At 38.4% G+C, this 25035-nt stretch carries 22 protein-coding genes and 1 pseudogene; 12 read left to right on the top strand and 11 right to left on the bottom strand.

The window, feature by feature from the left end; all coding sequences use genetic code 11:
* Positions 1-6 precede the first annotated feature (6 nt).
* The 3 genes from E0H80_RS07395 to E0H80_RS07405 all read left to right on the top strand — a co-directional run bounded on the left by E0H80_RS07395 (position 7) and on the right by E0H80_RS07405 (position 2792).
* Complete coding sequence (locus E0H80_RS07395) at positions 7-117, top strand: DUF2474 domain-containing protein (RefSeq protein ID WP_131364556.1); 111 nt, start codon at positions 7-9, stop codon at positions 115-117.
* Positions 118-253: 136 nt separating this feature from the next.
* Positions 254-1072, top strand: a complete 819-nt coding sequence (locus tag E0H80_RS07400; RefSeq protein ID WP_131364558.1) for a hypothetical protein — start codon at positions 254-256, stop codon at positions 1070-1072.
* 259 nt (positions 1073-1331) lie between these two features.
* Positions 1332-2792, top strand: a complete 1461-nt coding sequence (locus E0H80_RS07405; protein WP_131364560.1) for a PLP-dependent aminotransferase family protein — start codon at positions 1332-1334, stop codon at positions 2790-2792.
* 78 nt (positions 2793-2870) lie between these two features.
* On the opposite strand, the gene E0H80_RS07410 is transcribed toward E0H80_RS07405, so the two are convergent.
* Positions 2871-3422 carry a thermonuclease family protein gene (locus tag E0H80_RS07410; protein ID WP_131364562.1) on the bottom strand — a complete coding sequence of 184 codons (552 nt, stop codon included), beginning with the start codon at positions 3420-3422 and terminating at the stop codon, positions 2871-2873.
* A 180-nt stretch (positions 3423-3602) separates the two neighbouring features.
* Positions 3603-4532 carry a LysR family transcriptional regulator gene (locus E0H80_RS07415; RefSeq protein ID WP_131364564.1) on the bottom strand — a complete coding sequence of 310 codons (930 nt, stop codon included), beginning with the start codon at positions 4530-4532 and terminating at the stop codon, positions 3603-3605.
* A 94-nt stretch (positions 4533-4626) separates the two neighbouring features.
* On the opposite strand from E0H80_RS07415, the gene E0H80_RS07420 reads away from it, so the two are divergent.
* The 4 genes from E0H80_RS07420 to E0H80_RS07435 all read left to right on the top strand — a co-directional run bounded on the left by E0H80_RS07420 (position 4627) and on the right by E0H80_RS07435 (position 8591).
* Positions 4627-5865 carry an acyl-CoA dehydrogenase family protein gene (locus tag E0H80_RS07420; RefSeq protein WP_131364566.1) on the top strand — a complete coding sequence of 413 codons (1239 nt, stop codon included), beginning with the start codon at positions 4627-4629 and terminating at the stop codon, positions 5863-5865.
* Positions 5866-5995: 130 nt separating this feature from the next.
* Positions 5996-7123 carry a phosphotransferase family protein gene (locus tag E0H80_RS07425; RefSeq protein WP_131364568.1) on the top strand — a complete coding sequence of 376 codons (1128 nt, stop codon included), beginning with the start codon at positions 5996-5998 and terminating at the stop codon, positions 7121-7123.
* Positions 7120-7818 (top strand): histidine phosphatase family protein, encoded by a 699-nt coding sequence (locus E0H80_RS07430; RefSeq protein WP_131364570.1) that lies wholly within the window; start codon positions 7120-7122, stop codon positions 7816-7818. The genes E0H80_RS07425 and E0H80_RS07430 overlap by 4 nt, the downstream gene beginning before the upstream one ends.
* Before the next feature lie 29 nt (positions 7819-7847).
* Positions 7848-8591: an SDR family oxidoreductase gene (locus tag E0H80_RS07435; RefSeq protein WP_131364572.1), complete on the top strand. Its 744-nt coding sequence runs from the start codon at positions 7848-7850 to the stop codon at positions 8589-8591.
* A gap of 170 nt (positions 8592-8761) precedes the next feature.
* Here the strand turns inward: E0H80_RS07435 and E0H80_RS07440 are convergent, their stop codons facing one another.
* Positions 8762-9073 (bottom strand): hypothetical protein, encoded by a 312-nt coding sequence (locus E0H80_RS07440; RefSeq protein WP_067867292.1) that lies wholly within the window; start codon positions 9071-9073, stop codon positions 8762-8764.
* 813 nt (positions 9074-9886) lie between these two features.
* Here E0H80_RS07440 and E0H80_RS07445 point away from each other — a divergent pair.
* Together E0H80_RS07445 and E0H80_RS07450 are read left to right on the top strand one after the other, a co-directional pair.
* Positions 9887-10597 carry an SGNH/GDSL hydrolase family protein gene (locus E0H80_RS07445; protein ID WP_131364574.1) on the top strand — a complete coding sequence of 237 codons (711 nt, stop codon included), beginning with the start codon at positions 9887-9889 and terminating at the stop codon, positions 10595-10597.
* Positions 10598-10627: 30 nt separating this feature from the next.
* A complete protein-coding gene (locus E0H80_RS07450) occupies positions 10628-11239 on the top strand; it encodes a uracil-DNA glycosylase family protein (RefSeq protein ID WP_131364576.1) in 612 nt (203 codons plus the stop codon).
* Positions 11240-11458: 219 nt separating this feature from the next.
* Here E0H80_RS07450 and E0H80_RS07455 read toward each other — a convergent pair whose 3' ends face one another.
* Together E0H80_RS07455 and E0H80_RS07460 are read right to left on the bottom strand one after the other, a co-directional pair.
* The gene (locus E0H80_RS07455) at positions 11459-11896 is read right to left on the bottom strand and encodes a hypothetical protein (protein WP_131364579.1); all 438 of its coding nucleotides are present in this window, start codon (positions 11894-11896) and stop codon (positions 11459-11461) included.
* Positions 11897-12151: 255 nt separating this feature from the next.
* Positions 12152-13705 carry a phospholipase D family protein gene (locus E0H80_RS07460; protein ID WP_131364581.1) on the bottom strand — a complete coding sequence of 518 codons (1554 nt, stop codon included), beginning with the start codon at positions 13703-13705 and terminating at the stop codon, positions 12152-12154.
* A 122-nt stretch (positions 13706-13827) separates the two neighbouring features.
* Here E0H80_RS07460 and E0H80_RS07465 point away from each other — a divergent pair, with 122 nt between their 5' ends.
* Positions 13828-14943, top strand: a complete 1116-nt coding sequence (locus E0H80_RS07465; RefSeq protein WP_131364583.1) for an S-(hydroxymethyl)glutathione dehydrogenase/class III alcohol dehydrogenase — start codon at positions 13828-13830, stop codon at positions 14941-14943.
* A 56-nt stretch (positions 14944-14999) separates the two neighbouring features.
* Here E0H80_RS07465 and E0H80_RS07470 read toward each other — a convergent pair whose 3' ends face one another.
* On the bottom strand, positions 15000-16205 hold the full coding sequence (locus E0H80_RS07470; protein WP_131364585.1) for an aromatic amino acid transaminase: 1206 nt from the start codon (positions 16203-16205) through the stop codon (positions 15000-15002).
* Positions 16206-16834: 629 nt separating this feature from the next.
* Between E0H80_RS07470 and E0H80_RS07475 the strand changes: the two genes are divergently transcribed.
* On the top strand, positions 16835-17896 hold the full coding sequence (locus E0H80_RS07475) for a 3-deoxy-7-phosphoheptulonate synthase (protein WP_131364587.1): 1062 nt from the start codon (positions 16835-16837) through the stop codon (positions 17894-17896).
* A 288-nt stretch (positions 17897-18184) separates the two neighbouring features.
* Positions 18185-19378 carry a PilT/PilU family type 4a pilus ATPase gene (locus E0H80_RS07480; RefSeq protein ID WP_131364589.1) on the top strand — a complete coding sequence of 398 codons (1194 nt, stop codon included), beginning with the start codon at positions 18185-18187 and terminating at the stop codon, positions 19376-19378.
* A 100-nt stretch (positions 19379-19478) separates the two neighbouring features.
* On the opposite strand, the gene E0H80_RS07485 is transcribed toward E0H80_RS07480, so the two are convergent.
* From E0H80_RS07485 to E0H80_RS07505, 5 genes and pseudogenes are all read right to left on the bottom strand, one after another.
* On the bottom strand, positions 19479-20660 hold the full coding sequence (locus E0H80_RS07485; protein ID WP_131364591.1) for an MFS transporter: 1182 nt from the start codon (positions 20658-20660) through the stop codon (positions 19479-19481).
* A 315-nt stretch (positions 20661-20975) separates the two neighbouring features.
* Positions 20976-21350: a glycine cleavage system protein GcvH gene (gcvH, locus tag E0H80_RS07490; protein ID WP_067867270.1), complete on the bottom strand. Its 375-nt coding sequence runs from the start codon at positions 21348-21350 to the stop codon at positions 20976-20978.
* Between the two features lie 71 nt (positions 21351-21421).
* Positions 21422-22450: a helix-turn-helix transcriptional regulator gene (locus E0H80_RS07495; RefSeq protein WP_131364593.1), complete on the bottom strand. Its 1029-nt coding sequence runs from the start codon at positions 22448-22450 to the stop codon at positions 21422-21424.
* A 126-nt stretch (positions 22451-22576) separates the two neighbouring features.
* Positions 22577-23010, bottom strand: a pseudogene (locus tag E0H80_RS16825) (dehydratase).
* Positions 23010-24863, bottom strand: a complete 1854-nt coding sequence (locus E0H80_RS07505) for an ABC transporter ATP-binding protein (protein ID WP_131364595.1) — start codon at positions 24861-24863, stop codon at positions 23010-23012. Before E0H80_RS07505 ends, E0H80_RS16825 begins: the two are co-directional and overlap by 1 nt.
* Positions 24864-25035 lie beyond the last annotated feature (172 nt).

Raw genomic sequence — 25035 nt, forward strand, 5'->3', positions numbered from 1 at the left:
GTGAATATGAAACTTTCGCAAACCCAGTGGTTTATTCTGTTGTGGCTTGGTGGATTTTTTGCTTTAGCGCTAGTGGCTGGGGCATTTAGACTCTTGATTCAATTGGCCTATATCTAATCAAAAACTAAATTTACTTTAAAAAGTGGTCTGCTAAAAACAGACCACTTTTCACATGCATAACAGACCGCTTTATTATGATTTAAGTTCTATATTATGTTTATTCATTTTATAACGCGTATTGTTCGAGGCGTTCATGCTGCAAAGTCTAAGCTTCCAATTTATTTTAGATTTTTTTGACTTGAATCAAATTGATTCGGAAAAAATCCTGCAAAGACTGGGAATTCAATCTCTTGACGAATTTGATGCTATTCTTCAGCAAAGTCTAGCAAACCGCTCTATGCAGCAATCATCCCATAATTACATCCTGCAAAGCGCGACTTTGGAAAATAGCCTAAGTTATTTATTTACACCTTTTATTCATGCAGTCTTGAATCAGAATACGATTTATATCGCACCCAGACAGAATATTGTTGAACAGGTGTATGCCCATTATTTTCGTCTTGATGCTTTAGAACTGAAAAATCAGCAATCCATTACTGAAATGAATCTATGTCTGGATTTGGTGCCCACTGAGTTTAATGCGGTTGAGTTTAGAGTCTATGCTTTAGCCAAAGCATTGCTTGATCCTGCTTGTCAGCATATAACAATAATCGGACAGAGTGGACTGGATTCTTATGCAGAACAACAGTTAGCAGGTCTATTCCAGGTTCAGATTGAGGCGATTTCACTGGATCAAAAACAGTGTAATTTGACAGAAATTGATTTTAAAAAACTATTCTGGAAAAGAAAGACTCCAGAATTAGCACGAGTTTGTCAAAACATCACAAATGAAAATGCACCTTTAGTTAGTCGTCAGTTCCGTATGAAATTAAATGATGCAGTGCATTTGATTGAAGATTTGATGTACAGCGAGCATCTTTTTGAAAAATTATCTGTTTTTGGTGAATTTACCGAAACCATCTTTAAAAACAGCCTTGAGTCAAAATTGAGATATGCTAATGAACGAAGCTAAATAACTTTCTCATATTTGGTGCGGTGAATCAGTTTACTATTAGGCTGAATGTTCCTTAGTTTTTTTCTTCTTGGCAAGGAGCAATGAACTAGAGTATATGCCTTCATATCAGAAGAGGCTGCCTGAAGCTGTAAAGGTACAAGCTCAAAAAGATAATTCACTCTTAATATTAAATTTTTGAAGACAATGCCTTGTCTCGATAAGGTAATTTTTAATTGTTGTCTAAATCTAAATAAGTTGGATGCGTGCAGGTTGTGAAATGAAAAAAAATGAATTTATCCAATTGTTAAATCAAAATCTTGCACAGAATAATGAAAGTAAATTAAGAACAAAAATATATTTAGCCATTAAAGAAACTTTGCCACAATTACATCTGCAGTCTGATTTTAAATGCCCATCCACACGATTTTTATCCGAGCACTTAGGGGTATCACGTGACACCATGGAAAAAGTATATGCCCAATTAGAACAAGAAAAAATATTTGAGCGAATCAAAGGGAAAGGTACTTTTATTAAAGCACAAGTAAAAGTAGAACAGCTGCCTTCTGAAACGGTTGAATATCGACTTCCAGAAAATACCGAACAATTAGAGAATTTATTTTTTGATCAAAACCTGAATTTTTTTGCTGACGGTATGCCTGAAATACGCAATTTCCCGTTTAAAAAATGGTATGAAACAGAAAAAAATGCGCTAAACCAGTATGGTTTAAATATCTTTTTAAAAGATAATGCAAGTGGCGATGATTTATTGTGTCAGCAAATTGCCCAACATATTAATTTGAATCGTAATGCCCACGTATCTGCAGAACAAGTGCTTATTGTGAATAGTACCCAGCAAGCTTTATATCTGTGTGGACGAGTATTATTTAATCCGAATGATAAAATTATTATGGAAAATCCATATTATTCGAATGCCTACCAACTGTTTAAGCATATGAATCTGGATTTAAAATGTATTGGGCTAGATCATGAGGGATTAAAAATACAGGACTGTGCTGATATTCATGATGCGAAAGCAATTTACGTCACACCTGCCAGTCAGTATCCGAGTGGCATTCAAATGAGTACAGGACGAAAAAAGCAAATTATTGAATATGCAAAAAAAAATAACAGTTATATTGTTGAAGATGATTATGATGCACTGTTATTAAATAAAACGGAAAATACTGCCATTTTAGGTTTAGACCCTTATCAACGGACGATTTATCTGGGTTCTTTCAGTAAATATATTTTACCAAGTTTACGACTCTCTTATATGATTTTGCCCAAAGTTTTAATTGAGCCTTTTAAGCGTTATCGCAATTATATTGATGGCAGTGCACCATCCCAATATTTTCAGGTTTTGCTTGGGAATTTTATGCAACGCGGCTATTACGCTGAATATTTAAGGCAAATGCAGCAACTCTATCTAAAACGTTATCAAACTTTTATGACCAGTTTTGAATGCTATTTATCTGAATTTTGCTTTGTAAAAGAGCAGCATCCGGTTATGCAAGTCGCATGTTGTTTTAAGTCCGAGATTCCGCATAAACTTGAACAAGCTTTGGTAAATAGTGCAGAGCTAGACAATATTGCCATTACCCGTCTAAGCCAGTTTTATGAATATGATAATGAATATGGTTTTGTACTGGGGTTTAGCTCACTTAACGACACTGAAATTAAATTATGCATGAAAAAATTACGCCAGCTCATACAAAATGAATTGGTGCGTTTGACATAAAAATTTATTTTAATTTTAAGAGGTATTTAAAATTTTGATTTAAATACCTCTATCTTAATATTTGAATTTATAAAAATATTATTTACTCTGTTTACGATAAACACTTGGGCGTACAGGACGGGAACTTTTCCATAAACCTTTTTTCTGTTTTTTTGCTTTATTTTGCAAATTCAACATATAACGTAAATGATTTTTATCCTTGATATATTCCTCATATACCCATGCAGCACCACGTTTAACAATTTCTTCATTAATGTTTTTACGGTAGCGATATACCACACCGACACAGCGTCCATAACGGTCGATATCGGTAATTTTTACCCGGATCATTTTATTTTTTACCATGCTTTGAACGAGGCGCTGGGATTCCTTGCCATAGCTTTGGCTTGATTCAGGTGCATCTACATAAGCAAAGCGTAACTTGGTTTCAGAACGCCTTATATTAAAACGGTAGCAGGTAAGGGTGTCGCCGTCACTTACGGCACTCACACGACACCAGTATTTTTTGCCTTTCTTAAAAGGACGAAATAAATCCTTCAAATAAATAGTGGTTTTATGCAGTAAATAATAGGAAAAGCATAGGGCCAGTAGTCCGAGCACAATTTGCCAGGTGGTAGAGAGATGCAACAAAGTTATAATCCAAATCCTTAAAAATGAGCTATATAGACACAGCTAGGAGATGGATCATTGTAGGTGAAAGCCCCGGTATGTAGGGCTTAAAAGCTAAACAGTCAGTGTTTTATTTTGTACTATTGAAAATAGCCTAAGCATTTTCTAAAAATCCTAAAAGATGACGTATGAGTAAATAGCCTAAGCAAAAATTTTAGAGATTTCACTTCTTAAAAATTTATGACGAGAATTTAATTTTAGATCCTTATGCCAATATATTCCCATATCAAGATTAGGCAGTTCAACAGGAACATCAAAAATATTCAAACCGCCTGCCAATTGTGAATGAACCAATATTTGTTTAGGAATGGTAAGAATAGCTTGGGAGTGCTGACTTAAAATCTGCAGGGCAGTTGAATAATGCTGACAGCGTAAAAAAATCTGACGGGAAAATTGTTTTCGATTCAAATAAATATCTTCAATTAAAACCCCAGTACGTCGTGATGAAACTCCAATATGCGGGGAGGCCAGATAGATATCTTCTGTCATGCTTTGCTGTTGAGTACACACCACAAATTGGTCTTGTACCAGTTTTTCAAACTGAATTTTTTCTCCGAAGTTTTGTTCTAAATCAATTACAAAATCAATTTGCTGAGTAGCAAGATCGGTCACCACATTTTTACGGTCCAGCTTAATACTGGAAAACTGAATGGCTAAATTAAGTTGGTGAAAATGCGTCACCAGTTTAGGGAAAATAATCGGTTCAATTTCATCATGCACTGCAATTTTTAAAGTTTGCACCATGCTTGAATCAAAATTTTGTTTCTGTAATGAAATACCTTGAATTGCAATCAAGGCATTTTTAATTACAGGATAAATTTGTTCCGCAAACGGAGTAGGTAACATTTTATTGCCTGCACGGACGAATAAATCATCTTGCAAATGTTGTCTTAAGCGTTGTAAGGCATGGCTGGCAGCAGATTGAGTGATAGATAAGATTTGAGCAGCCTTGGAAATACTTTTTTGCTCAAAAATAGCAATAAAAAGTGGATATAAATTAATATCGATACGGTGAAAAATTGCCATATCAACTGTAGTGCTAATCGCACTTTTATTATGAATACTGTTCATAGTTCTCTATTTAATTAAATCATTTTGTTCATAATGGTTTTCAAGCTAAGGTGTTGTCAAGAGTAGTAATAACAATATTTTAAGGGAAATCGACATGTTTGAATTATCAGAACGTGCACAAGATTTTATAGAACGCACCAAAGCTTTTATCAAAAGTGAAATTGAACCTGTTGAAACAGCATTTTGGAACGATGTTCATCAATTAAATCAAGGTGGTGACTGGACAATATGGCAATGGCCAACTCAACTTGAAATATTAAAAAATAAAGCCAAAGTAGCCGGACTTTGGAATATGTTTTTACCAGATCCTGTTTTAGGTCAGGGTTTATCTGTACAGGAATATGCACACATTGCCGAACTGACAGGTCGCAGTTTAATTGCGCCCACCATATTTAACTGTAATGCACCGGACAGCGGCAACATGGAAGTCTTATGGCGTTATGGTTCTGATGCGCAAAAACAGCAATGGTTAACGCCCTTGCTTGAAGGCAAAATCCGTTCAGTCTTTTGTATGACTGAACCCGATGTAGCTTCTAGCGATGCAACCAATATGCAAGCGACCGCAGTGATTGAGGGTGATGAAATTGTTTTAAATGGTCGTAAATGGTGGTCGTCAGGTCTAGGTGATCCCAATGCAAAAATCATCATTTTTATGGCGCATACCCCTGATGAAAGTAAAGACCGACATCATCAACATTCTATGGTTTTAGTCCCCATTGATACGATAGGCGTGAAAATTGAACGGATGTTACCTGTGTTTGGTGATTATGATGCACCCCATGGCCACGGCGAGATCAGCTTTAATCATGTACGTGTGCCAATTGCCAACTTTATTGGCGGAGCTGGACAAGGATTCGAAATTGCGCAAGGTCGTTTAGGCCCAGGCCGGATTCATCACTGTATGCGTTGTATTGGCGCGGCAGAAAAATCTTTAGAGTTGATGATTGACCGTGGCATGAGCCGAACTGCTTTTGGTAAAGAAATTTTAAAATTGGGCGGTAATCTGGAACGTGTGGCGGAAGCCCGAGTTGCCATAGATCAAGCGCGCCTTTTAACTTTGTATGCCGCTTATAAAATGGATACTTTAGGCAATATGGCAGCTTTGACTGAAATTTCTGCGATTAAAGTGGTTGCGCCAAGTGTGCTGGAAAAAGTGGTGGATATGGCTATTCAAATTCACGGCGGTGCCGGCGTTTCTCGTGATACCCCCCTGACAGGTTTCTTTGCTCAAGCGCGTAGCCTGCGTTTGGCCGATGGTCCAGATGAAGTGCATAAAGGCATGATTGCCAAACTTGAACTGGCAAAACGCGGTTATGGTTCACACCGTAAGTAAAATTTAAAAAATACTGTTTAGATGAGAGTTCTTACAACTTTATTCAAATTTTCCTGTCAATGGAAAATGAAAGCGGTATAAATAAGTAGAGTAACAAGTCTTTTAAAATTGAAGATTTAGGGAAATAAGCATGTCAGTTATTGATGTCGGTGGAAATGTCCGTGAAGGTGAAGAGCTGGACGTGGTTGCGGTAGAAAATTGGCTTAAACAACAAGGTATTGATCTACAAGGTCAGGTTGCTGTCACTCAGTATTCAGGCGGTGCGTCTAACTGGACTTACCGTTTAAAATATGACAATGCCGATTTAATTTTGCGTCGTCCGCCTAAAGGCACAAAAGCTAAATCTGCCCATGACATGGCACGTGAATATCATGTGCAGTATCATCTTTCGCCTTTCTATTCAGTACTGCCTGAAATGGTGGGGCTGTGTCAGGATGAATCGGTAATCGGTTGTGACTTTTATGTGATGAAACGCATTAAAGGGATTATCCCACGGGCAAAATTACCGCCTGAATTACAATTTGGCGAAGCCGAAGTAAATAAACTTTGTGTCAATGTCATTGATAAATTGATTGAATTGCATCAGGTGCCATATCAAGGGACTGAACTTGAAAAATTGGGGAAGGGAGACGGATACTGTCGTCGTCAGGTTGAGGGCTGGGATGCTCGTTATGAAAAAGCCAAAACCTTAAATGTACCGTCATTTAAATATATACGTAACTGGCTTAAAGACAATATTCCTGCCGATACCAATACCTGCATCATTCATAATGACTGGCGTTTTGATAATGTGATCTTAGATCCGCACAATCCAACAGAAGTAATTGGTGTGCTGGATTGGGAAATGGCAACTCTGGGCGACCCACTGATGGATTTGGGTTCAGCTTTGGCCTATTGGGTTGAAGAGACCGATAATATGATTTTTAAAGCGACACGTCGTCAGCCCACCCATTTAAAAGGCATGTTTAGCCGTAAACAAGTGGTCGATTACTATTTAGAAAAGATGAATTTGCAAACTGAAAACTGGACTTTTTATGAAGTGTTCGGGATCTTCCGTTTAGCCGTGATCGCGCAACAAATTTATTATCGTTATTATCATAAACAAACCAATAATCCGGCATTTAAAGACTTCTGGATTGTCATTCATGCCTTACATATTCGTGCATTAAAACTGATTGGTAAGCAAAAGTTTGAAGCCAATGATATTGCACAGAAATATAAAACAAAACTTCAGGAAATTTTAGGAAAAGTAAAATGACCACGATCTATCTGATTCGTCATGGACAGGCGTCCTTTGGCGCAGAAAGTTATGACAAACTTTCACCGAATGGGGAATTACAGGCAAAATTATTGGGTCAATATTTTAATCATATTCTGAAGGAAGAACCTTATGTGGTTGCAGGTTCCATGCAGCGCCATCAACAAACCGCCAATCTTGCTTTGGCGGAATGTTTTCCTGATACCCATATCATCACTGACAATGTCTGGAATGAGTTTAATCATCAACAGGTTTTTGCCCAATATGAACCGCGCTTTAATGAACCGCATTTGTTAAAACAGGATGTCGAAAATGAAGCCAATCCACGTGCCTATTTAGCCAAAATTTTCGAAGGTGCCATTGAACGCTGGACGGGTGGTAAATATCACCATGAATATGACGAATCCTGGCCAAATTTTAAAAGCCGTGTAGAAACTGCACTACAAAATTTAAGTGATGAACTGGCAAAAACCAAACCTCGTTATGCCGTGGTGTTTACCTCAGGTGGGGTGATTTCCGTGGCTGCTGGAAAATTACTCGAACTTAATGCAAATCGTACTTTTGCACTGAATTGGGCGATTACCAATACCAGTATGACTACATTACGTTTGGTGGGAAACCAGCCGCAATTACTGAGTTTAAATGAGCATCATTTCATTAAAGCTAAAGATCCTCAATTGCTGACATGGATTTAAGATTAAAAAAATAGGAAAAGGAATCGGTCATGGCAAAAACAATATTAATTACCGGAGCAAGTTCGGGGATTGGTGCAGGTATGGCACGTGAATTTGCACAAAAAGGTTATAACCTTGCGATTTGCGCACGTCGTCTGGAACGTCTGGAAACTTTAAAACAAGAACTTGAAAGCCAATATGGCATTCAGGTGATTGCGAAAACTTTGGACGTAACCCATTACGATCAAGTCTTTGAAGTGTTTAAAGCTTTCAAGGCAGACTTTGGCACGATCGATCGTGTGATCGTAAACGCAGGTGTAGGGGAAGGTCGTCGTATTGGTAAGGGAAATTTTGAAATTAACCGTGCCACGGTAGAAACCAATTTTATTTCTGCTTTAGCGCAATGTGAGGCGGCCGTTGAAATTTTCCGTGCTCAAAACTCAGGGCATCTGGTGATGATTTCCTCGATGAGTGCCATGCGTGGTATGCCTAAACATTTAACGGCGTATGCAGCAAGCAAGGCTGGAGTTGCACATTTGGCTGAAGGGATTCGTGCCGAGCTGATTGATACGCCTATTAAAGTGACAACCATTTTCCCGGGCTATATCCGTACCGAACTGAATGAAGGCGCGAAGAAACTGCCTTTTGAAGTCGATGAAAAAACTGGATCGCATTTACTGGTAAAAGCCATTGAAAAAGCACCAGTCAAAGCTTATGTGCCACAATGGCCATGGTTGCCACTGGGTTTGGCAATGAAAATTTTGCCTTTAAAATGGGTAAATAAGTTGGGTTAAAGATCTAATAAACCGAAGGCGCTAAATGCGCCTTTTATTTTTCTAGATTTTTCAATAAAATTTAAGTGAGTATGCTAATAAAAATAATAGATTTACAAAAGCGGATTTATATTTGGCAGATACGGAAAACTTATAAAGAGTAGTTTTAAGGTCACAATAAGCAACGGCAATTATCTATTATTTTTAGAAATAAGAATACCCAACATCATAATGAAGGTGCTCACTCCACCGATGACAAAACTCATGAGTCCCATTTCAAACGTAAGTATCTCATTCCAAAGATTATTGTTACTCCAAGGTACATAAACACCTTGTCTCCACAAAAAACTAATGGCGCATAAAATGAGAAAGCTGATCAGAGTTGAAATGATGAGCGTAACGACAAGATTTTTCCAAATTTTACAGCCGACTATTAAGGTAATAACACTCAGACCCACGACTGCAATGATTGCTATTAATAAAACACTATTCCAGTAGTCCATATTGATTACTCTTGACCAAGTCAATAATAAAATTACAAGAGTTTCGTATTCAAATTATTAGAATCACTTTAATATGAATCCCATGTGAAACATAGACAATTTATTCCAAAAAATATAGTCGTTTAGCTTTTTTATGAATTAATTTTTATTAACTTACTGAAAAACTAATTTTTTTATTCTAAATAGATATAGAGCTAAATTTTAAAAAAATTGAAATAAGATATTTACTGAATAGTAAGTTTCGCTTTAGAGACAATAGTTACAGCTTTTTAAAGTTTAATCAGTAAAGTGATGAGACTTTAATCGTATAAATAAAAAAATCCGATCATTAAGAATAGGATTTAATAATCAAAAAATGGTTTCTTTTCCAAAGAACTTAATGAAAGCCATCATGCACCATCACTTGCCATTTTACATAAGAATGCCCGCCAATATAACTTTTTTAAGTCACCTCATGGGCTTGGGATTTTAAATCCTGCGCAACAATAGGAGAGGTTTCTAAAATAGCCCTCTAAACTGGAATCAAGCAATACGGGTTTTTGAGGATTGCGTTTATTCGGGACATGAGTATTTATCCAGGGGAGAAGTTCTTTACTAAAGAATTTTGAAAATTTAGGAAATTTTGCTTGTTCAACTAAAATATCAAAAGCTCTAGGGATATTCAGTAATTTTGCATATCATTGAAATAAGATAATATTTCATGTTTAAAAATATTCGGGGCTGGGTATTTCAAACGATCTGCACATTCGGTCAATGATTTTAACAACATAAAACCGTATATTAATCAGGATATTTCCACCACTTACTTCATCTATGTTTTTAAAAATTTCAACGATCCTCCTTATTCCATCCCTGATTATTCAAGGTAATGCAGTCAAAAAAAAGACCTTACGCTTAGCAGAACCCGAAGGAAACCGTCAGGGGATGATTGGAAGCGGATCGCCATTGTCCATTTTGATTTTAGGCGATTCAGCGGCGGCAGGTGTCGGTGTTGAAATTCAGGAAGATGCTTTACTGGGTGCGGTGTTGAATCAGTTAAAAGATCAATATGAAATAACTTATATGCTGGAAGCGAAAACAGGGCATAGCACTGGACAAGTGTTTAAAACTGCAAAAAGTATGTCGGCTCAACATTTTGATGTCGTCATTACCTCTGTAGGGGTAAATGACATTACCAAACTGACATCACCTAAAAACTGGATTAAAAAGCAGCAACAACTATATACGGAAATTAATCAGAAATTCACCCCTGCATTGATTATTGCATCTGGTGTACCACCGATGAATATGTTTCCGGCGTTACCCAATCCATTGGCATGGTTATTTGGACAATATGCCAAAGGTATGAACCAAAATCTTTCGAAATTTATTCTGCAGCAAGCCAACATGCAATGGATCGAGTACGATTTAGAACATTTTAAAGTACTCGATTTAGCAATGGCCACGGATGGTTTTCATCCCAGTAAGGAAATATATGCACTTTGGGGTAAACAAGTGGCAGATAAAATCCGTCAAATGTTTTAGATTAAGCTAAAGACTAAAAAAGGGGATATTATGAGCACTGAACTGGAAATTGAAACCCATCCACTTGAACCTTTTCTGCCAGAAAATGCCAAATTACTAATGATGGGCAGCTTTCCACCCCCTAAAAGCCGCTGGAAAATGGAATTCTATTATCCAAATTATCAAAATGATATGTGGAAAATTTTTGGTTTGGTTTTCTTTCAAAATAAAGAACACTTTTTAGATATCGCGAATAAAAATTTTAAGGAACAACAGATCCGTGAATTTTTAAACCAAAAAGGCATTGCAATTTTTGATACGGCGTATCAAATTGTTCGCTTAAAAGGCAATGCTTCAGATAAATTCCTGCAAATAGCCCAACCGACTGATTTATCTAAGCTGTTACAACAGATTCCGCAATGTCACAGTATTATGACCACGGGCGATAAAGCCACAGATACTTTAATGCTTTCGATGCCTGAGGGAACACTTAAACCGGTGATTGGTGAATCTTCTCAAGCTTATTTTGCTGAACGCGACCTGACTTTATATCGTATGCCATCTTCATCTCGTGCTTATCCACTCGCTGTGGAGAAAAAAGCCGAAGCCTATAAAAAGTTATTTAAAGAAATAGGCTTACTACAAGTAAGTTTTATGAATTAAATCATGAACTAAAAGACATCATTTTGAGATATTTTACTCATCTAAATGCATGCACGCTAAAATCCCGCACATGAGTAAAATCAGACCAAAAATGGGGCACATCGTTGTATTGGATTTTTAGACAAATCTTTTTGCAAACATGACATGAATAACCGCTGCAATCGAAAATTATCAAAATTTTGATATTTAAATATGCTTAATCTTAATCAAGCTTATGATTTATCCATCATATTCCACATAGTCCCATAAATTTAAACGGGATTTAATTTCACGGCGGATATTCGGTAGCATCGGTAATAATGTGCCATCAATCCATAAACTTAAAGCCTGTGCAGAAATTTTCTGTTGATCACTATCTATAATTTGAGCACCTTTAACCAAGAGCAAGGTTTCTTCATTTGCTTCAGTTTCAATGCCTTTAAATAAGACCTGCAATTCCACACCGGTATCTTGAATGAGCCATTCCAGTTCCAGTTGAATATTTTCACTGGATTTCAAAACAGCCTGACCTTCTAGAATTTCAGAACCAGATAAGCAGTCATATTCCACATGGACTTTGGCTAAAAACCATTCTTGTTGTCCAAGCTGATTCAGTGTTTTGTAGGGCGCTAAAATATCACTTAAATTAAATTGACGACTTAAATCAAAAAATTGCATTGCAGAGGGTCACGATCAGGAGAATGTGAGTTAAAACTCGAAAAGTGGAATGTTAAAGCAAATCAGGAAATGAGTAAAATCATTGTGTAGATTGATCTAAAATATGTATAAATGAGATGCTATCTTGTATAAGTCAAAACCATAACGTTAATTAAATAATTACCCAGTCCCATTGATTTAAATCAGTCAGCATATTTTTAAAAACCAAAAGGAAATGAAAAAGTCTTTATGAATTTCACTGTCATTAACTTGTCATTACATCATCCATTCAATTGGGAAGTAAGACACTGCTTTCATGGCAAAACGTTGAAATTTCGTACTTTCAGGGTCATGAATATATTCAATGATAGATCCATCTTTTTGATGATCCAGCCAAATTACTTCACCTTGCGGGTTGAGTTTTAATTCATAAGCAATTTGCGGTAAATATTGATCGAGTGAGGTGGAAATCTCATCTTGAAGTAGATTTGATTCAACCACCAATCCCACTTCAGTGTTTAAATTGGCTGAACGTGGATCAAAGTTAAATGAACCAATAAACACCATGCCGTCGATATCAAAGAATTTTGCGTGCAAGCTCGATGCATTTTTATTTTTGGCGGGAATCACATTGCCTGTCACTACTTCATACCAAGTACGTTTATTGCGTTCGATATAGGGCTTAAACTCATGCAGTTTGATCCCGCCTTGCAGCAAATCATGACGATATTTTTTATAAAAGGCATGTACCAAAGGAACATCATTGGCCATGAATGAATTGGTCAGTACGCGAACCTCAACATTATTTTTGACCAGCTGAGCTAAATATTCTGTACCTTTTTCGGTTGGGACAAAATAGGCAGAAACCAGTTCGAGATGCTGCTTCGGTTCCCCCATAATATTCAGCATCTGACGGTAAATCAGTTGATCACCTGAGGCTTCTCCACGAATTTTATCCGGCGAGTCTGCAATAAAATGTGCTTTGGCCCAATGGATGGGACGGTCTTTTAAGTGCTGATGGATCTGTTTTTCCGCCAATTCAATCCGTTTTTTCAGCTGATCTTTTTGTAAAGCCGTCAATTCATAATATTTACGTAATTTGGAAAGTTGCTCTTGAGTAGCATCACCCAGAAGTTGTTGAACTGAATAGCTTAAATCATCATTCCAGAAGTCCTGAAACACTTGATTTGCCTGCTTTACTGCTGTGCCATAGAACAAAATATCCATGTCGGTAAACTGGAAATTTTCACTGGCATCAAAGTATTCTCGGCTGATGTTGCGTCCACCTGTTACCGCTATAGCCCCATCAGCAATAATCAGTTTGTTGTGCATGCGATGGTTAACGTTTTTTAGACGGAATGCGTAATCAATGATGCGCAATTTTCTGAATTTGTATGGATTAAAAAGTTTAATCTCAAAATTCGGATGTTTTGCCAGTTGTTTTAAGGTGAAATCAAGTTGGGTTCCGTTCTGATCATCAATCAGTAATCGAACTTTTACTCCACGATCAGCTGCTTTTAAAAGCTCAGCTAACATCAGATGACCAATCGAATCATCTTCCCAAATGTAATACTGCAAATCGAGATTATATTGCGCTTTATTAATCAGATGAAGTCTTGAAGCAATGCTGATAAAGGCATCATCCAGCGTCAAATAAGCCGTTAGGCCTTGTACCATCTGCGTATTAGCATTGGAACCGTTTAACCAGTGTTCAGCATGAATGTGAATAGGAGATTGATTTTTTGATTCATTCATCGGCAAACTGCATCCTGTCAGTGTGATGACTGCAAATGAAAGTAAGACAGCTTGAATAGAGTGTCTAATCTGCATAATTATTATGAAGTCATAAAGTTATAAGTACATATTATCATCATGTTAAAGGTTGAATCTGCCATTAAAAAGCGGTTACTGTAGCTCATCTGTTAAAGAATCAAATAAAGGATGGTCATTTCATGAAATCACGTGCAGCTGTTGCATTTGGGCCGGGTCAACCGCTCGAAATTGTTGAGATTGACGTTGCTCCACCCAAAGCCGGTGAAGTCCTAGTGAAAATCACCCATACTGGAGTATGTCATACCGATGCCTTTACTTTGTCGGGTGATGATCCTGAAGGTGTTTTTCCGGCTGTATTGGGTCATGAAGGTGCAGGTATTGTCGTAGAGGTCGGAGAAGGCGTGACCAGTGTTCAACCTGGCGATCACGTGATTCCACTTTATACTGCGGAATGTGGTGAATGTTTGTTCTGTAAATCGGGAAAAACCAACCTGTGTGTCGCTGTTCGTGCAACCCAGGGTAAAGGTGTAATGCCAGATGGCACAACCCGTTTTTCTTATAATGGCCAGCCGATTTATCACTATATGGGCTGTTCAACCTTTAGCGAATATACCGTGGTTGCAGAAGTATCTTTGGCGAAAATCAACCCGGAAGCAAATCCAGAACAGGTTTGTTTATTGGGTTGCGGCGTAACCACAGGAATTGGTGCTGTACATAACACGGCCAAAGTTCAAGAGGGTGATTCAGTTGCGGTGTTTGGTTTGGGTGGTATCGGTCTTGCAGTTGTGCAAGGTGCGCGTCAAGCCAAAGCAGGCCGTATTATAGTGATCGATACCAATCCGGAAAAATTCGAACTCGCGAAAGAATTCGGGGCAACCGATTGCTTAAATCCAAAAGAGTATGACAAACCGATTCAGGAAGTGATTGTTGAAATGACTGGATGGGGGGTAGATCATTCGTTTGAATGTATTGGCAACGTCAATGTCATGCGTTCAGCACTCGAATGTGCCCACCGTGGCTGGGGACAATCCGTCATCATTGGTGTAGCAGGTGCAGGCCAGGAAATTTCGACCCGTCCATTCCAATTGGTCACCGGTCGTAAATGGATGGGTACAGCATTTGGTGGTGTGAAAGGTCGTTCGCAACTTCCGGGTATGGTTGAAGATGCCATGAAAGGCGAGATTCAACTTGAACCTTTTGTCACGCATACCATGGGACTAGACAAAATTAATCAAGCTTTTGACTTGATGCACCAAGGTAAATCAATTCGCACAGTCATCCATTTTAAAGATTAATTTTCTTCAAAATAAAAAAAACGGGCGATATGCCCGTTTTTTTTATATCCGCTTGTTTAAGCAGTAGCTTTAATGACTTCTGCAATAGACTCAGCGACATAATCAATATTACTTAGATTCAGCCCTGCCGCACACATACGACCACTGCGCACCAGATAAATAGCATATTGATCTTTTAAAATATCCACCTGTTTAGCCGTCAAACCGGTATAGCTAAACATGCCTTGCTGTTTGACCAGATAACTAAAATCACGTTCAGGCAAGGCCTGGCTTAATTTCTCATTCAAAATTTGACGCATTTTAATAATACGTTCACGCATTTCTTTCAGTTCAGCCTGCCATTGCGCAGTCAGATCAGCATCATTTAGAACATTATCCACCAGCAAGGCACCTGTAGTGGGAGGGCTTGAGTAAATACGACGTACAGTGGCTTTTAATTGCCCCAATACTTTTTGTGCAGTGGCTGAATCATCACAGACAAAGGTTAAGCCGCCGATACGTTCACCATAGAGGGAGAATATTTTAGAGAATGAATTGCTGACAATAAAATTCATCCCCGCTTGATCTAAGGCACGAATGGCATAGGCATCTTGTTCCAGACCTTGACCAAATCCTTGATAGGCAATATCCAAAAATGGAATCAGATCCTGTTTTTGCAATACTTCAATCACTTGATCCCATTCAGCAGGAACTAAATCTGCACCTGTCGGGTTATGGCAACACGGGTGTAACAACACAATGCTTTTTGCCGGTAGCTGGCTCAATTTTTCCAGCATCGCAGGCACATTGACGCCATTGGTTGCTGCATCAAAATACGGATAGAAATGCGTGTGCAGACCAGCACCATTAAAGATGGCAATATGATTTTCCCAAGTCGGTTGGCTGACCCAAACATCAGATTGAGGAAAATATTTTTTTAAGAAATCTGCACCGACTTTCAGTGCACCAGAACCGCCCAAAGTTTGAATCGTTACCGCACGACCATCACGACGGGCTGGACTATCTTGACCTAAAACAAGTGCTTGTGTGGCTTGGTTATAAGACTTCAAACCATCCATAGGTAAATAGAGCTTGACCTGATCATTGCTCGCTGCAATATTTTTATAAGCCGCTTTAACAGCATTAAGTTGAGGAACAATATTGTCTTCATTGTAGTACAAGCCAATACTTAGATTAACTTTATGAGAGCGTTGGTCTTTTCCAAACTCTTCCATCAGAGAAAGAATTGGATCACCTGCATAAGTATCAACATGTTGGAACATGAATACATCCTTCGTTATATGTAGTAAACAAATCAAGCCTGCGCAACAGATCGCATTCTATCTTTTAATGTCAATTGAGGGTCTTTTATTTTTATAGAAATTACTCAGCTGTATTGAGATATTAAAAAATTTATCTCAAGAAGGTAAAAATAAAAAACGCTTAGATTAAAGTTTGAGTGCCAAGCTTTATTTTTAAACAATATATAAGTAAAAGTTGACTGATTTATGTATTTTTATTTTGTATAAAACTATTGTCAAATTTATCAATAAAGCGTATTTTAATTTCAAGACACATACTTTTTTTGAAGAAATAAAGATGTTAAAGCAACCCGTCATCTCAAACGCACGTTATTATTTTTGGCAATTTAGATAATTGCCTGAACGCGTTCGGGCAAGAAATGGTTGCCCACCAAGTTTTATAACCTGATCGGCAACCCTGATCAGGTTTTTTTTATGCTTTATTTTTTTATATATTTTTGGAGTTACTTCATGAAAAAATTAAATTACTCATATTTTAGCAACTCTTATTGGTTTTATTTTAGTCAAGTCATGACTCTTGCTTCGCAATCCATTAGACCCATAACGCTCAAATAAAAGATTGGACTGGAAAAAGTCCCTAGGAAAGACCAATGAATGCTTTAAATACCGCTTTACAACAAACGCAAACGACTGCAAAAGAAACCATTTTAAGTTTGCCTCATCAATTAAAGGCGCAATTGCCTTTATCTGCAAAACTGGCTCAACAAATTGCCGAGCAGCGTCAAACCATTCAAAACATTTTAGATGGCAAAGATCATCGTTTGATGGTGGTGACAGGTCCATGTTCAATTCATGACCCGATTTCTGCACTTGAATATGCTGAAAAACTACAACAATTACAAAGTCAGGTATCTGATCAAATTTTTCTGGTGATGCGTGCATATATTGAAAAACCACGTACCACCATTGGCTGGAAAGGTTTTCTGTATGACCCAAATTTAGATGGTTCATCGAATATGCAATTGGGTTTGGAACAATCACGTGAGTTATACTTACAAATTATCGAAATGGGTTTACCGATTGCATCGGAAATTTTAAGCCCGATGGCAACTGCTTATTTCGATGATTTACTGGCTTGGGGTGCAATTGGTGCACGTACCAGCGAATCACAAATTCACCGTGAAATTTCAAGCCATATGCCGTACAGCATTGGTTTTAAAAATGGTACAGATGGCTCTATTCAAATTGCACTTGATGCCATTCAATCTGCCACGCATCCCCATCAATTTTTAGGCATGAGTCAATCTGGCTTTCCTTGTATTTTAGAATCAAAGGGTAATCCGAAAGCGCATTTGATTTTACGCGGTGCAAATTCAGGGCCTAACTTCGCCTTGGCTGAAATTGAAAAAATTAAAGAAAAAACCAAAGGGGAGTTACCTGCTTTGGTGATTGATTGCAGTCATGGTAACAGCCATAAAAACCCTTTATTACAACCAGAAGTTTTACGCACCATTGTAGATGAACGCATTCATAGCAATGTCCGTGGTGTGATGCTAGAAAGCCATCTGGTTGATGGTCAGCAAAAAATTTCATGTGAGATGACCTATGGTCAATCTGTCACTGATGGCTGTTTGGGGTGGGATAAAACACAGCAACTTTTATTGAAAGTTACTGATTCACTTCGTATTTCTCAATTAAAGCGTAGTGCCTAATATTTCTTAGCAAACATACTTATTTTCTGATACAGCCCCGTTGATCGGGGCTGTATTGTTGCTTATAAGCATCTTTGTGTTATCTATTTAAATTTAGAACAATATTTTGTTGATGCTCTATACATTTTTTACTAATTACTTTAACTGATTAGAATTAACAGATTTGAGTCGTATGATTTCTTTAGGCAGAATAATAAAAATGCTACCAAGTAATAACTAATTGGTTAAGAAATACAATTCACTGTATGTATGGCTGAATACTTGAAGTAAGTTTAAATGGGAACAAATATGTATAGTGCGGAATTATTGGAAGAAGCGCGTAAAATAATATTTCATATGCTGACCAAAGTTGTGGAATATGGTGGCTCAGACTTATTTATTTCAGCAGATTTCCCTCCGAGTATTAAGCATCAGGGTGTGATGAAACCGATTGGACAGCAAGCGCTAACCGCGGATAAAACCAAACTGTTTGCTTATAGTTTAATGAACGAAAAACAGCGACAGGAATTTGAAAAAGAACTCGAGTGTAACTTTGCCATTAGCGTTCCAGAAGTTTCGCGCTTTCGTATTAATGTATTTCAACAACAGTTACAAGTGGGTATGGTGATTCGTACCATTACTGCGGAAATTCCAAATTTTGCCCAGTTAAAATTACCTGAATCGCTTAAAGATGTAATGATGTCAAAACGTGGTTTAATTTTAGTGGTTGGCGCGACCGGTTCGGGTAAGTCGACCTCTTTAGCCGCCATGATTGATCATCGTAATGAAAACTCAGCCGGGCATATTATTACGGTTGAAGACCCGGTTGAATTTGTACATAAACACAAAAAGTCGATGATTACTCACCGTGAAGTTGGGGTAGATAGTCACTCATGGCACAATGCTTTGAAAAATACTTTACGTCAGGCACCGGATGTCATTTTAATTGGTGAAATCCGTGATACCGAAACCATGGAACACGCGATTGCCTTTGCCGAAACCGGACATTTGTGTTTGGGCACGCTACACGCCAACAACGCCAATCAGGCCCTTGACCGGATCATTAACTTCTTCCCGGAAGAACGAAAAAATCAATTACTGATGGATTTGTCTTCCAACATGAAGGCGATTATTTCCCAGCGACTGGTGCGTACTCAAGATGGTCGCGGACGTCGTGCAGCCATTGAAATTTTGCTCAATACCCCTTTAATTGCTGATAATATTCTCAAAGGTCAACTTCATGAACTCAAAGAAATCATGAAAAAATCCCGTGAATTGGGCATGCAAACTTTCGATCAGGCTTTATTTGATTTGTATAATCAAGGCGCGATTAGTTATGAAGAAGCTTTGCGTAATGCAGATTCCATGAATGAATTGCGTTTACAGATCAAATTAAAAAGTTCGAGAGAGGATCAATCTGTACCCGGTTCAACAACATCATTTAGCATGGTGCAAGAAAGTAATCCGGAAGAAAATGACACCAAGGAAGAGAACCAAGCTTAATTGAATAATGGAAAAGTAATATCCAGCGCTACGATAAAAATAAGCATCATCCCATTTTAGGATGATGCTTATTTCTTTTATACGAATCTAGATGGCCTTTTTAGGCTGCATTATGTTTGCGATCTACAAATATTTTATAAAAAACTAAGCTCAATGCCGTGATAACTGCACAAAGTAGATAGGCAAAGCTGTAGCCCTGATGAGCAATCACCGCACCGAGCAAGATCGAGCCAACCGCAATTCCGATGTCATAAAAGGTAAAGAAAGTTGAAGTTGCATGTCCAATTCGATCTTTCGGGGAACGCTGAATGGAAATGGTTTGCAAGCAGGGCTGAGCCGAACCAAAGCCCATACCGATAAACACTGCAGCAAGCATCAATCCAGTCAAGGTGTTGATCTGGCTTAAAACAATCAGTCCAATAGAAAATAGCGCAATAGCAGGGTAAACCACATAATTTGGGCCTTTACGATCGTAAATTTTTCCGGTGATTGGTCGCAAGCTCATCATTGAAATGGCAAAGACTACAAAAAACAAACTGGCATAGGGAAGCAGATTTTTTGATTCGGCAAATGTTGAAATGAACGACATGATACTGGCATAAGAAAAAGAAATGATCATGGCCATAATTGACACGGGCAAAGCTTTCTTCTCTACAAAATCTTGCAAAGATAAATGCGGTTTGCCTTTCGTTTGTACTGGTTTGGCTTCTGTCTGAATGGGAATCATAAAACAAAAAATAAAACCTATACAGATAATGGCAGCTAAAATTCCTGCGACCATGGGATAAGACAGCGGCTGAATTAATGTCAAGCCGAGCAAAGGGCCAAGTACAATACCCAAATTAATAGACATGACAAAATATCCCATGCCTTCGCCTTTACGCTGTGCAGGAATAAAATCATTGGCAATTGGTACGGTAACCGTGGTTAAGATGCTGAACCAAATTCCATGCAAGAAGCGAATAACTAAAAGAAAGCTCAAATTGTCAGCAAATAAATAAGCAAAAGAAAACAGACAAAACAAGGCTTCGGAAACATATAAGGTTTTTTTACGACCAAATTTTTCAATAATTAAACCACTAAAGGGACGAACTGCGATTGAGGATGCCATAAATAAAGTCATGGCTAAACCTGCTTGGGCCAAGGTTCCATGTAACTCATTTAAAATATAAATAGGTAAAATTGTGGTTTGGGCAAAATAAAACACAAACAAAAATAGATTATTGGCCAGACATAGAATAAAGGACTTATTCCATAACTGTTCTGTATTTATAGGAGACATAATTTACCTATATTCGTAAGAAGTAGACGATTTATCAGGCTTATCGAGGCAATTATTTTTGTGGACTAGAAAAATGTTTTTATAATAAATAAAAATAAGTCAGATCATCGTTAGATGATATATATTTTAGAGGATTAGGCTTAAAAAGGATAGCTGAAGCAATAATAAAATATCTTAGCTTATTTAATTGTCTGGTTTTATTTGATAATAATCTCGTATTGTAATTTTAGGCATGATTTTTATATATTTAACTAAGGTTCGCCTGAAATAAAAAAATCAGTCCTAAAGACTGATTTTTAATGGATATCAACAGGATTATAAACCTGCTTCATATTCACTACTTGAAAGTAATTTTTCGACATCTGCCATATTGTTGGGCTTGATTTTATAAATCCAGCCCTTGCCATATGGATCATCATTCACAAAGTCCGGATCATCTTCCAGGTCGGGGTTCACTTCTACGACTTCGCCTGAAACAGGTGCATGAATATCTGAAGCTGTTTTAACCGACTCCACCACACCGGCTTGTTCACCGGCAGTGATTTGCTGGCCTACTTCTGGCGCTTCTACGTAGACTAAATCCCCTAAAGCATCTTGTGCATGGTCGGAAATACCTGTAACAACCAGATCACCTTCAATTTTGACCCATTCATGTGTACTGGCGTACTTTAATTCTGAAGGATGGTTCATTGATGACTCCTTTAAAATATTCAAATCATTTTTGCCATGTTTTATACAGGTTTTTTGATCAAAACAAAAGTTTATAAGTAAGGATCTTTACGCCAATTGCTTGGACTACGGCCACTCCAGCGTTTAAATGCCCGGCTAAAATTGGCCACATCACTATAACCCAATTTATCTGCAATCAGCTCCAGGGTGTAATCTGTGCGGGAAAGCAGCGATGTTGCATGACGATAACGCACTTCATCCACGATGGTTGAAAATGACGTACCTTCAGCAGCCAATTGTCGTTTTAAAGTCCGATCAGACATATGCAGTCGATCTGCGACATTTTCGATACTTAAATAATGCTGTTCCGAATTGGTCAAAATGTCACGCACCCGCATCGCCAAACGACGGCGCTCACCTAATGCCGAGAGTTCAGCTTCACATTGGTTAATGGCAATCTGGCTGGCAATCGGGTCGGCATTGACCATTTTTAAACTCAGGTATTTTTTATCAAAACTTGAGAGTAAATGGGGTTGTTCAAAACGGAAATGATGCGACGGAAATTTTGCCATATAACGCTCAAAACCGGCTGGTTTCGGGAAATCAAAATCAATTTCGCCAGATAAATCCTCACAACCCGTTAAGGCTTTGGCCATTGTGACAATGCCGAAGGTCAATGCAATCGTAATTTCAGTTCTTAAAGGCTCAATATCAAAATCGCATTGCAATTGCAGCGTTGCCTTCTCGCCAAAGGTTGAGAAATAAAGCTGTAAAAATGGTAAACGCAGCTGAATAAAGCGGTTGGCCAAAACCAGAGCATCGCTGATCTCATGTGCGGTCATGATGGCATAACCAATAAAACCATGAATGGAGATTCGCATTTGAGTACCCAAATGAAAACCCAGCGTCGGTTCACCGGTTAAACGTAATGCGTGTTTAACCAGCTCATTTGCCACAGGGGTTGGAATGCGAAAATTTGGCTCTGCCAGCTGTTCACTACTTAAATGGAAGGGGGTAAACAAGGCTTCTGCATTGTAGCCCCAGCGTGACACTACATCGAGCAGCAATAGACCGTAAACCCCAGGTATTCCCTGATCCTGTCTTGGAGAAATCATTTTCATGCGCTATCCATTGCACTTAAGTCGGTTTTTCTATTTGTTGATTTTTTATATTGGCATGAAAACAAACAGTATCCTGTTAAAATTGTTCGACAATTTATCAAAGCCTGTAAATTAAACAGATTTGAATTATTTTTTAAAAACCAAAATTTTCGTTGCAGAGATAAGTAGCACATCATAATTCTGATTCCATGCTTGAGTTACATAACTCAATATAGCGCGGTCAGTTTTGGTTTTTGATGGCCTAATGGCGATAATTTCAACTTCCACATGAACTTTATCGCCAGGACGGGTTGGACGTGGCCAGTGCAGGTTGGATTCCGAACCAATCAGGCCATAAGCGACAGGAAAGTATTCTGTTCATAAACGCATGGTCACGCCACACGTATGCCAGCCGCTGGCTGCAATTCCATGAAAAATGGGATGCGCTTTGGCCTGATCTTCATCAGTATGGAAACTTGCGGATACTAAGCATGGGCAAATTTCTTAATTTACTCCAGAGTCATTTCATATTCACGACTGATGAAACGATCACCCATTTTTATATCTTCCAAATACAGCATCAATGCGCTTCCTTTTTCTTTAAGGCCTGTTGTTCTATCAAAAAACTGCCTGTTTGTCTTTGCCACAAATGTGCATAAATACCATTCAGGGCCACAAGTTCATCATGGGTGCCTTGTTCCACTATTTTGCCTTCATCCAGTACAACCAAACGATCCATTTGAGCAATGGTCGACAGGCGATGGGCAATGGCAATAACGGTTTTGCCTTCCATCAAGTCATCCAGACTGGATTGAATCGCAGCTTCAACTTCAGAATCCAAAGCACTGGTCGCTTCATCTAGAATCAAAATAGGCGCATCTTTTAAAAATACCCTTGCAATGGCCACGCGTTGACGTTGCCCCCCAGAGAGTTTAACCCCACGTTCACCTACATAGGCCTCATAGCCAGATTTACCGCGTAAATCGGTCAGCTGCGGAATGAAATCTTCAGCTTTGGCTTTACGAACCGCCTCAAACATTTCTTCATCGCTTGCATGCGGACGACCATATTTAATATTTTCAGCCACCGTACGGTGCAACAAAGAAGTATCTTGAGTCACCAAGGCAATGCTTTTACGCAAACTGTCTTGAGTTACCTCTTCAATATTTTGACCGTCAATCAAAATGCGACCTTGGTTGAGAGTATAAAAATGCAACAATAACTGAATCAGGGTGGATTTACCTGCACCAGAGCGCCCCACGATGCCAATTTTTTCACCCGGTTTAATGGTTAAATTTAAATGATCAATCACATTTCTATTGTTATAGGCAAAACTGACATCTTCGAACTTGATTTCACCCTGTGGCACCAGTAAAGGCTGGGCATCTTTCTTGTCTTGAATGCTGATCGGGCGGCCCATAGTTTTCATGCCGTCTTGAATGGTACCGACATTTTCAAACAAAGCGGATGATTGCCACATCATAAATTCGGCAATACTGTTGAGTTTTAAGATCATGGCCGTCGTGGCTGCAATAATACCCAGTTGAGCTTGCCCATTGATCCAGAGCCAAATAGCTGTCCCTAACACGCCTACATATAAAACCACACTGAGTAAATTAATACTGATTTCATACTGCACCCCTAAGCGCATTTGCCTATAAACCGTGATCATGAAACCTTGCATGGATTCTTTGGCATACTGGCTTTCACGACCCGCATGGGCAAACAGTTTCACGGTCTGGATATTGGTATAGGCATCTGTTACGCGACCGGTCATTACTGCACGTGCATCTGCCTGTTTATTGGAAATCTGGCTTAAACGCGGAATAAAATAGCAAGCCGCAACAATAAACAGCACCAACCACAGCATCAGTGGCAAAATCAGCAGCGGGGAGATCGCACCCAGAACAACACTGATGGTGACAAAATAAATGAGCACATAAGCCAGCATGTCACCCAAAATTACCCAGAATTCACGGATCGCAAGTGAAGTTTGCATCACTTTGGCAGATAAACGGCCGGCAAAATCATTGTGGAAAAAATCCAGACTTTGCAGCAGGAGCAAGTTGTGAAAGCGCCAGCGTAGACGCATGGGGAAGGTACTGTATAAAATTTGATGCTTGATCAGGGATTGCATGCTAGCGAATAAAATATTGCCCAGCAAAATACAGGTCAAGAGGGTTAAATTTTGCGCATGTTCTGCTAAGAAGGTGTCGGGTTGACTCTTGCTCAACCAATTGACCAAATCGCCAATTTTTGCATACAGTACCGCTTCAAAACTTGCCGCGCCTGCAGTAAATAATACCAGTAACAGTAAATAACGGCGTACGCCGTAGGCTGCCTGCCAGACAAAGGGAAAAAACTTGGTCGGTAAAGGTTGATTCAGGTTTTTGGTGGGATAGGGATCAACCAGTCTTTCAAGCCATCGAAACATTAACGTACTCTTATCATGCATTTTGCTTTGGAGTGATTATAAAGGATTCAATATTTACAAGTGCAGAATTGGGCGAAATCTCCACAAAATATTATCAAAATCAGACTTTACATTTCATGATAGATACGTAATTCTAAACTCATAATTATATTAAGGTTTAAACCATTTTTCA

The sequence above is a fragment of the Acinetobacter sp. ANC 4779 genome, from assembly GCF_004331055.1.
Taxonomy (GTDB): Bacteria; Pseudomonadota; Gammaproteobacteria; order Pseudomonadales; family Moraxellaceae; genus Acinetobacter.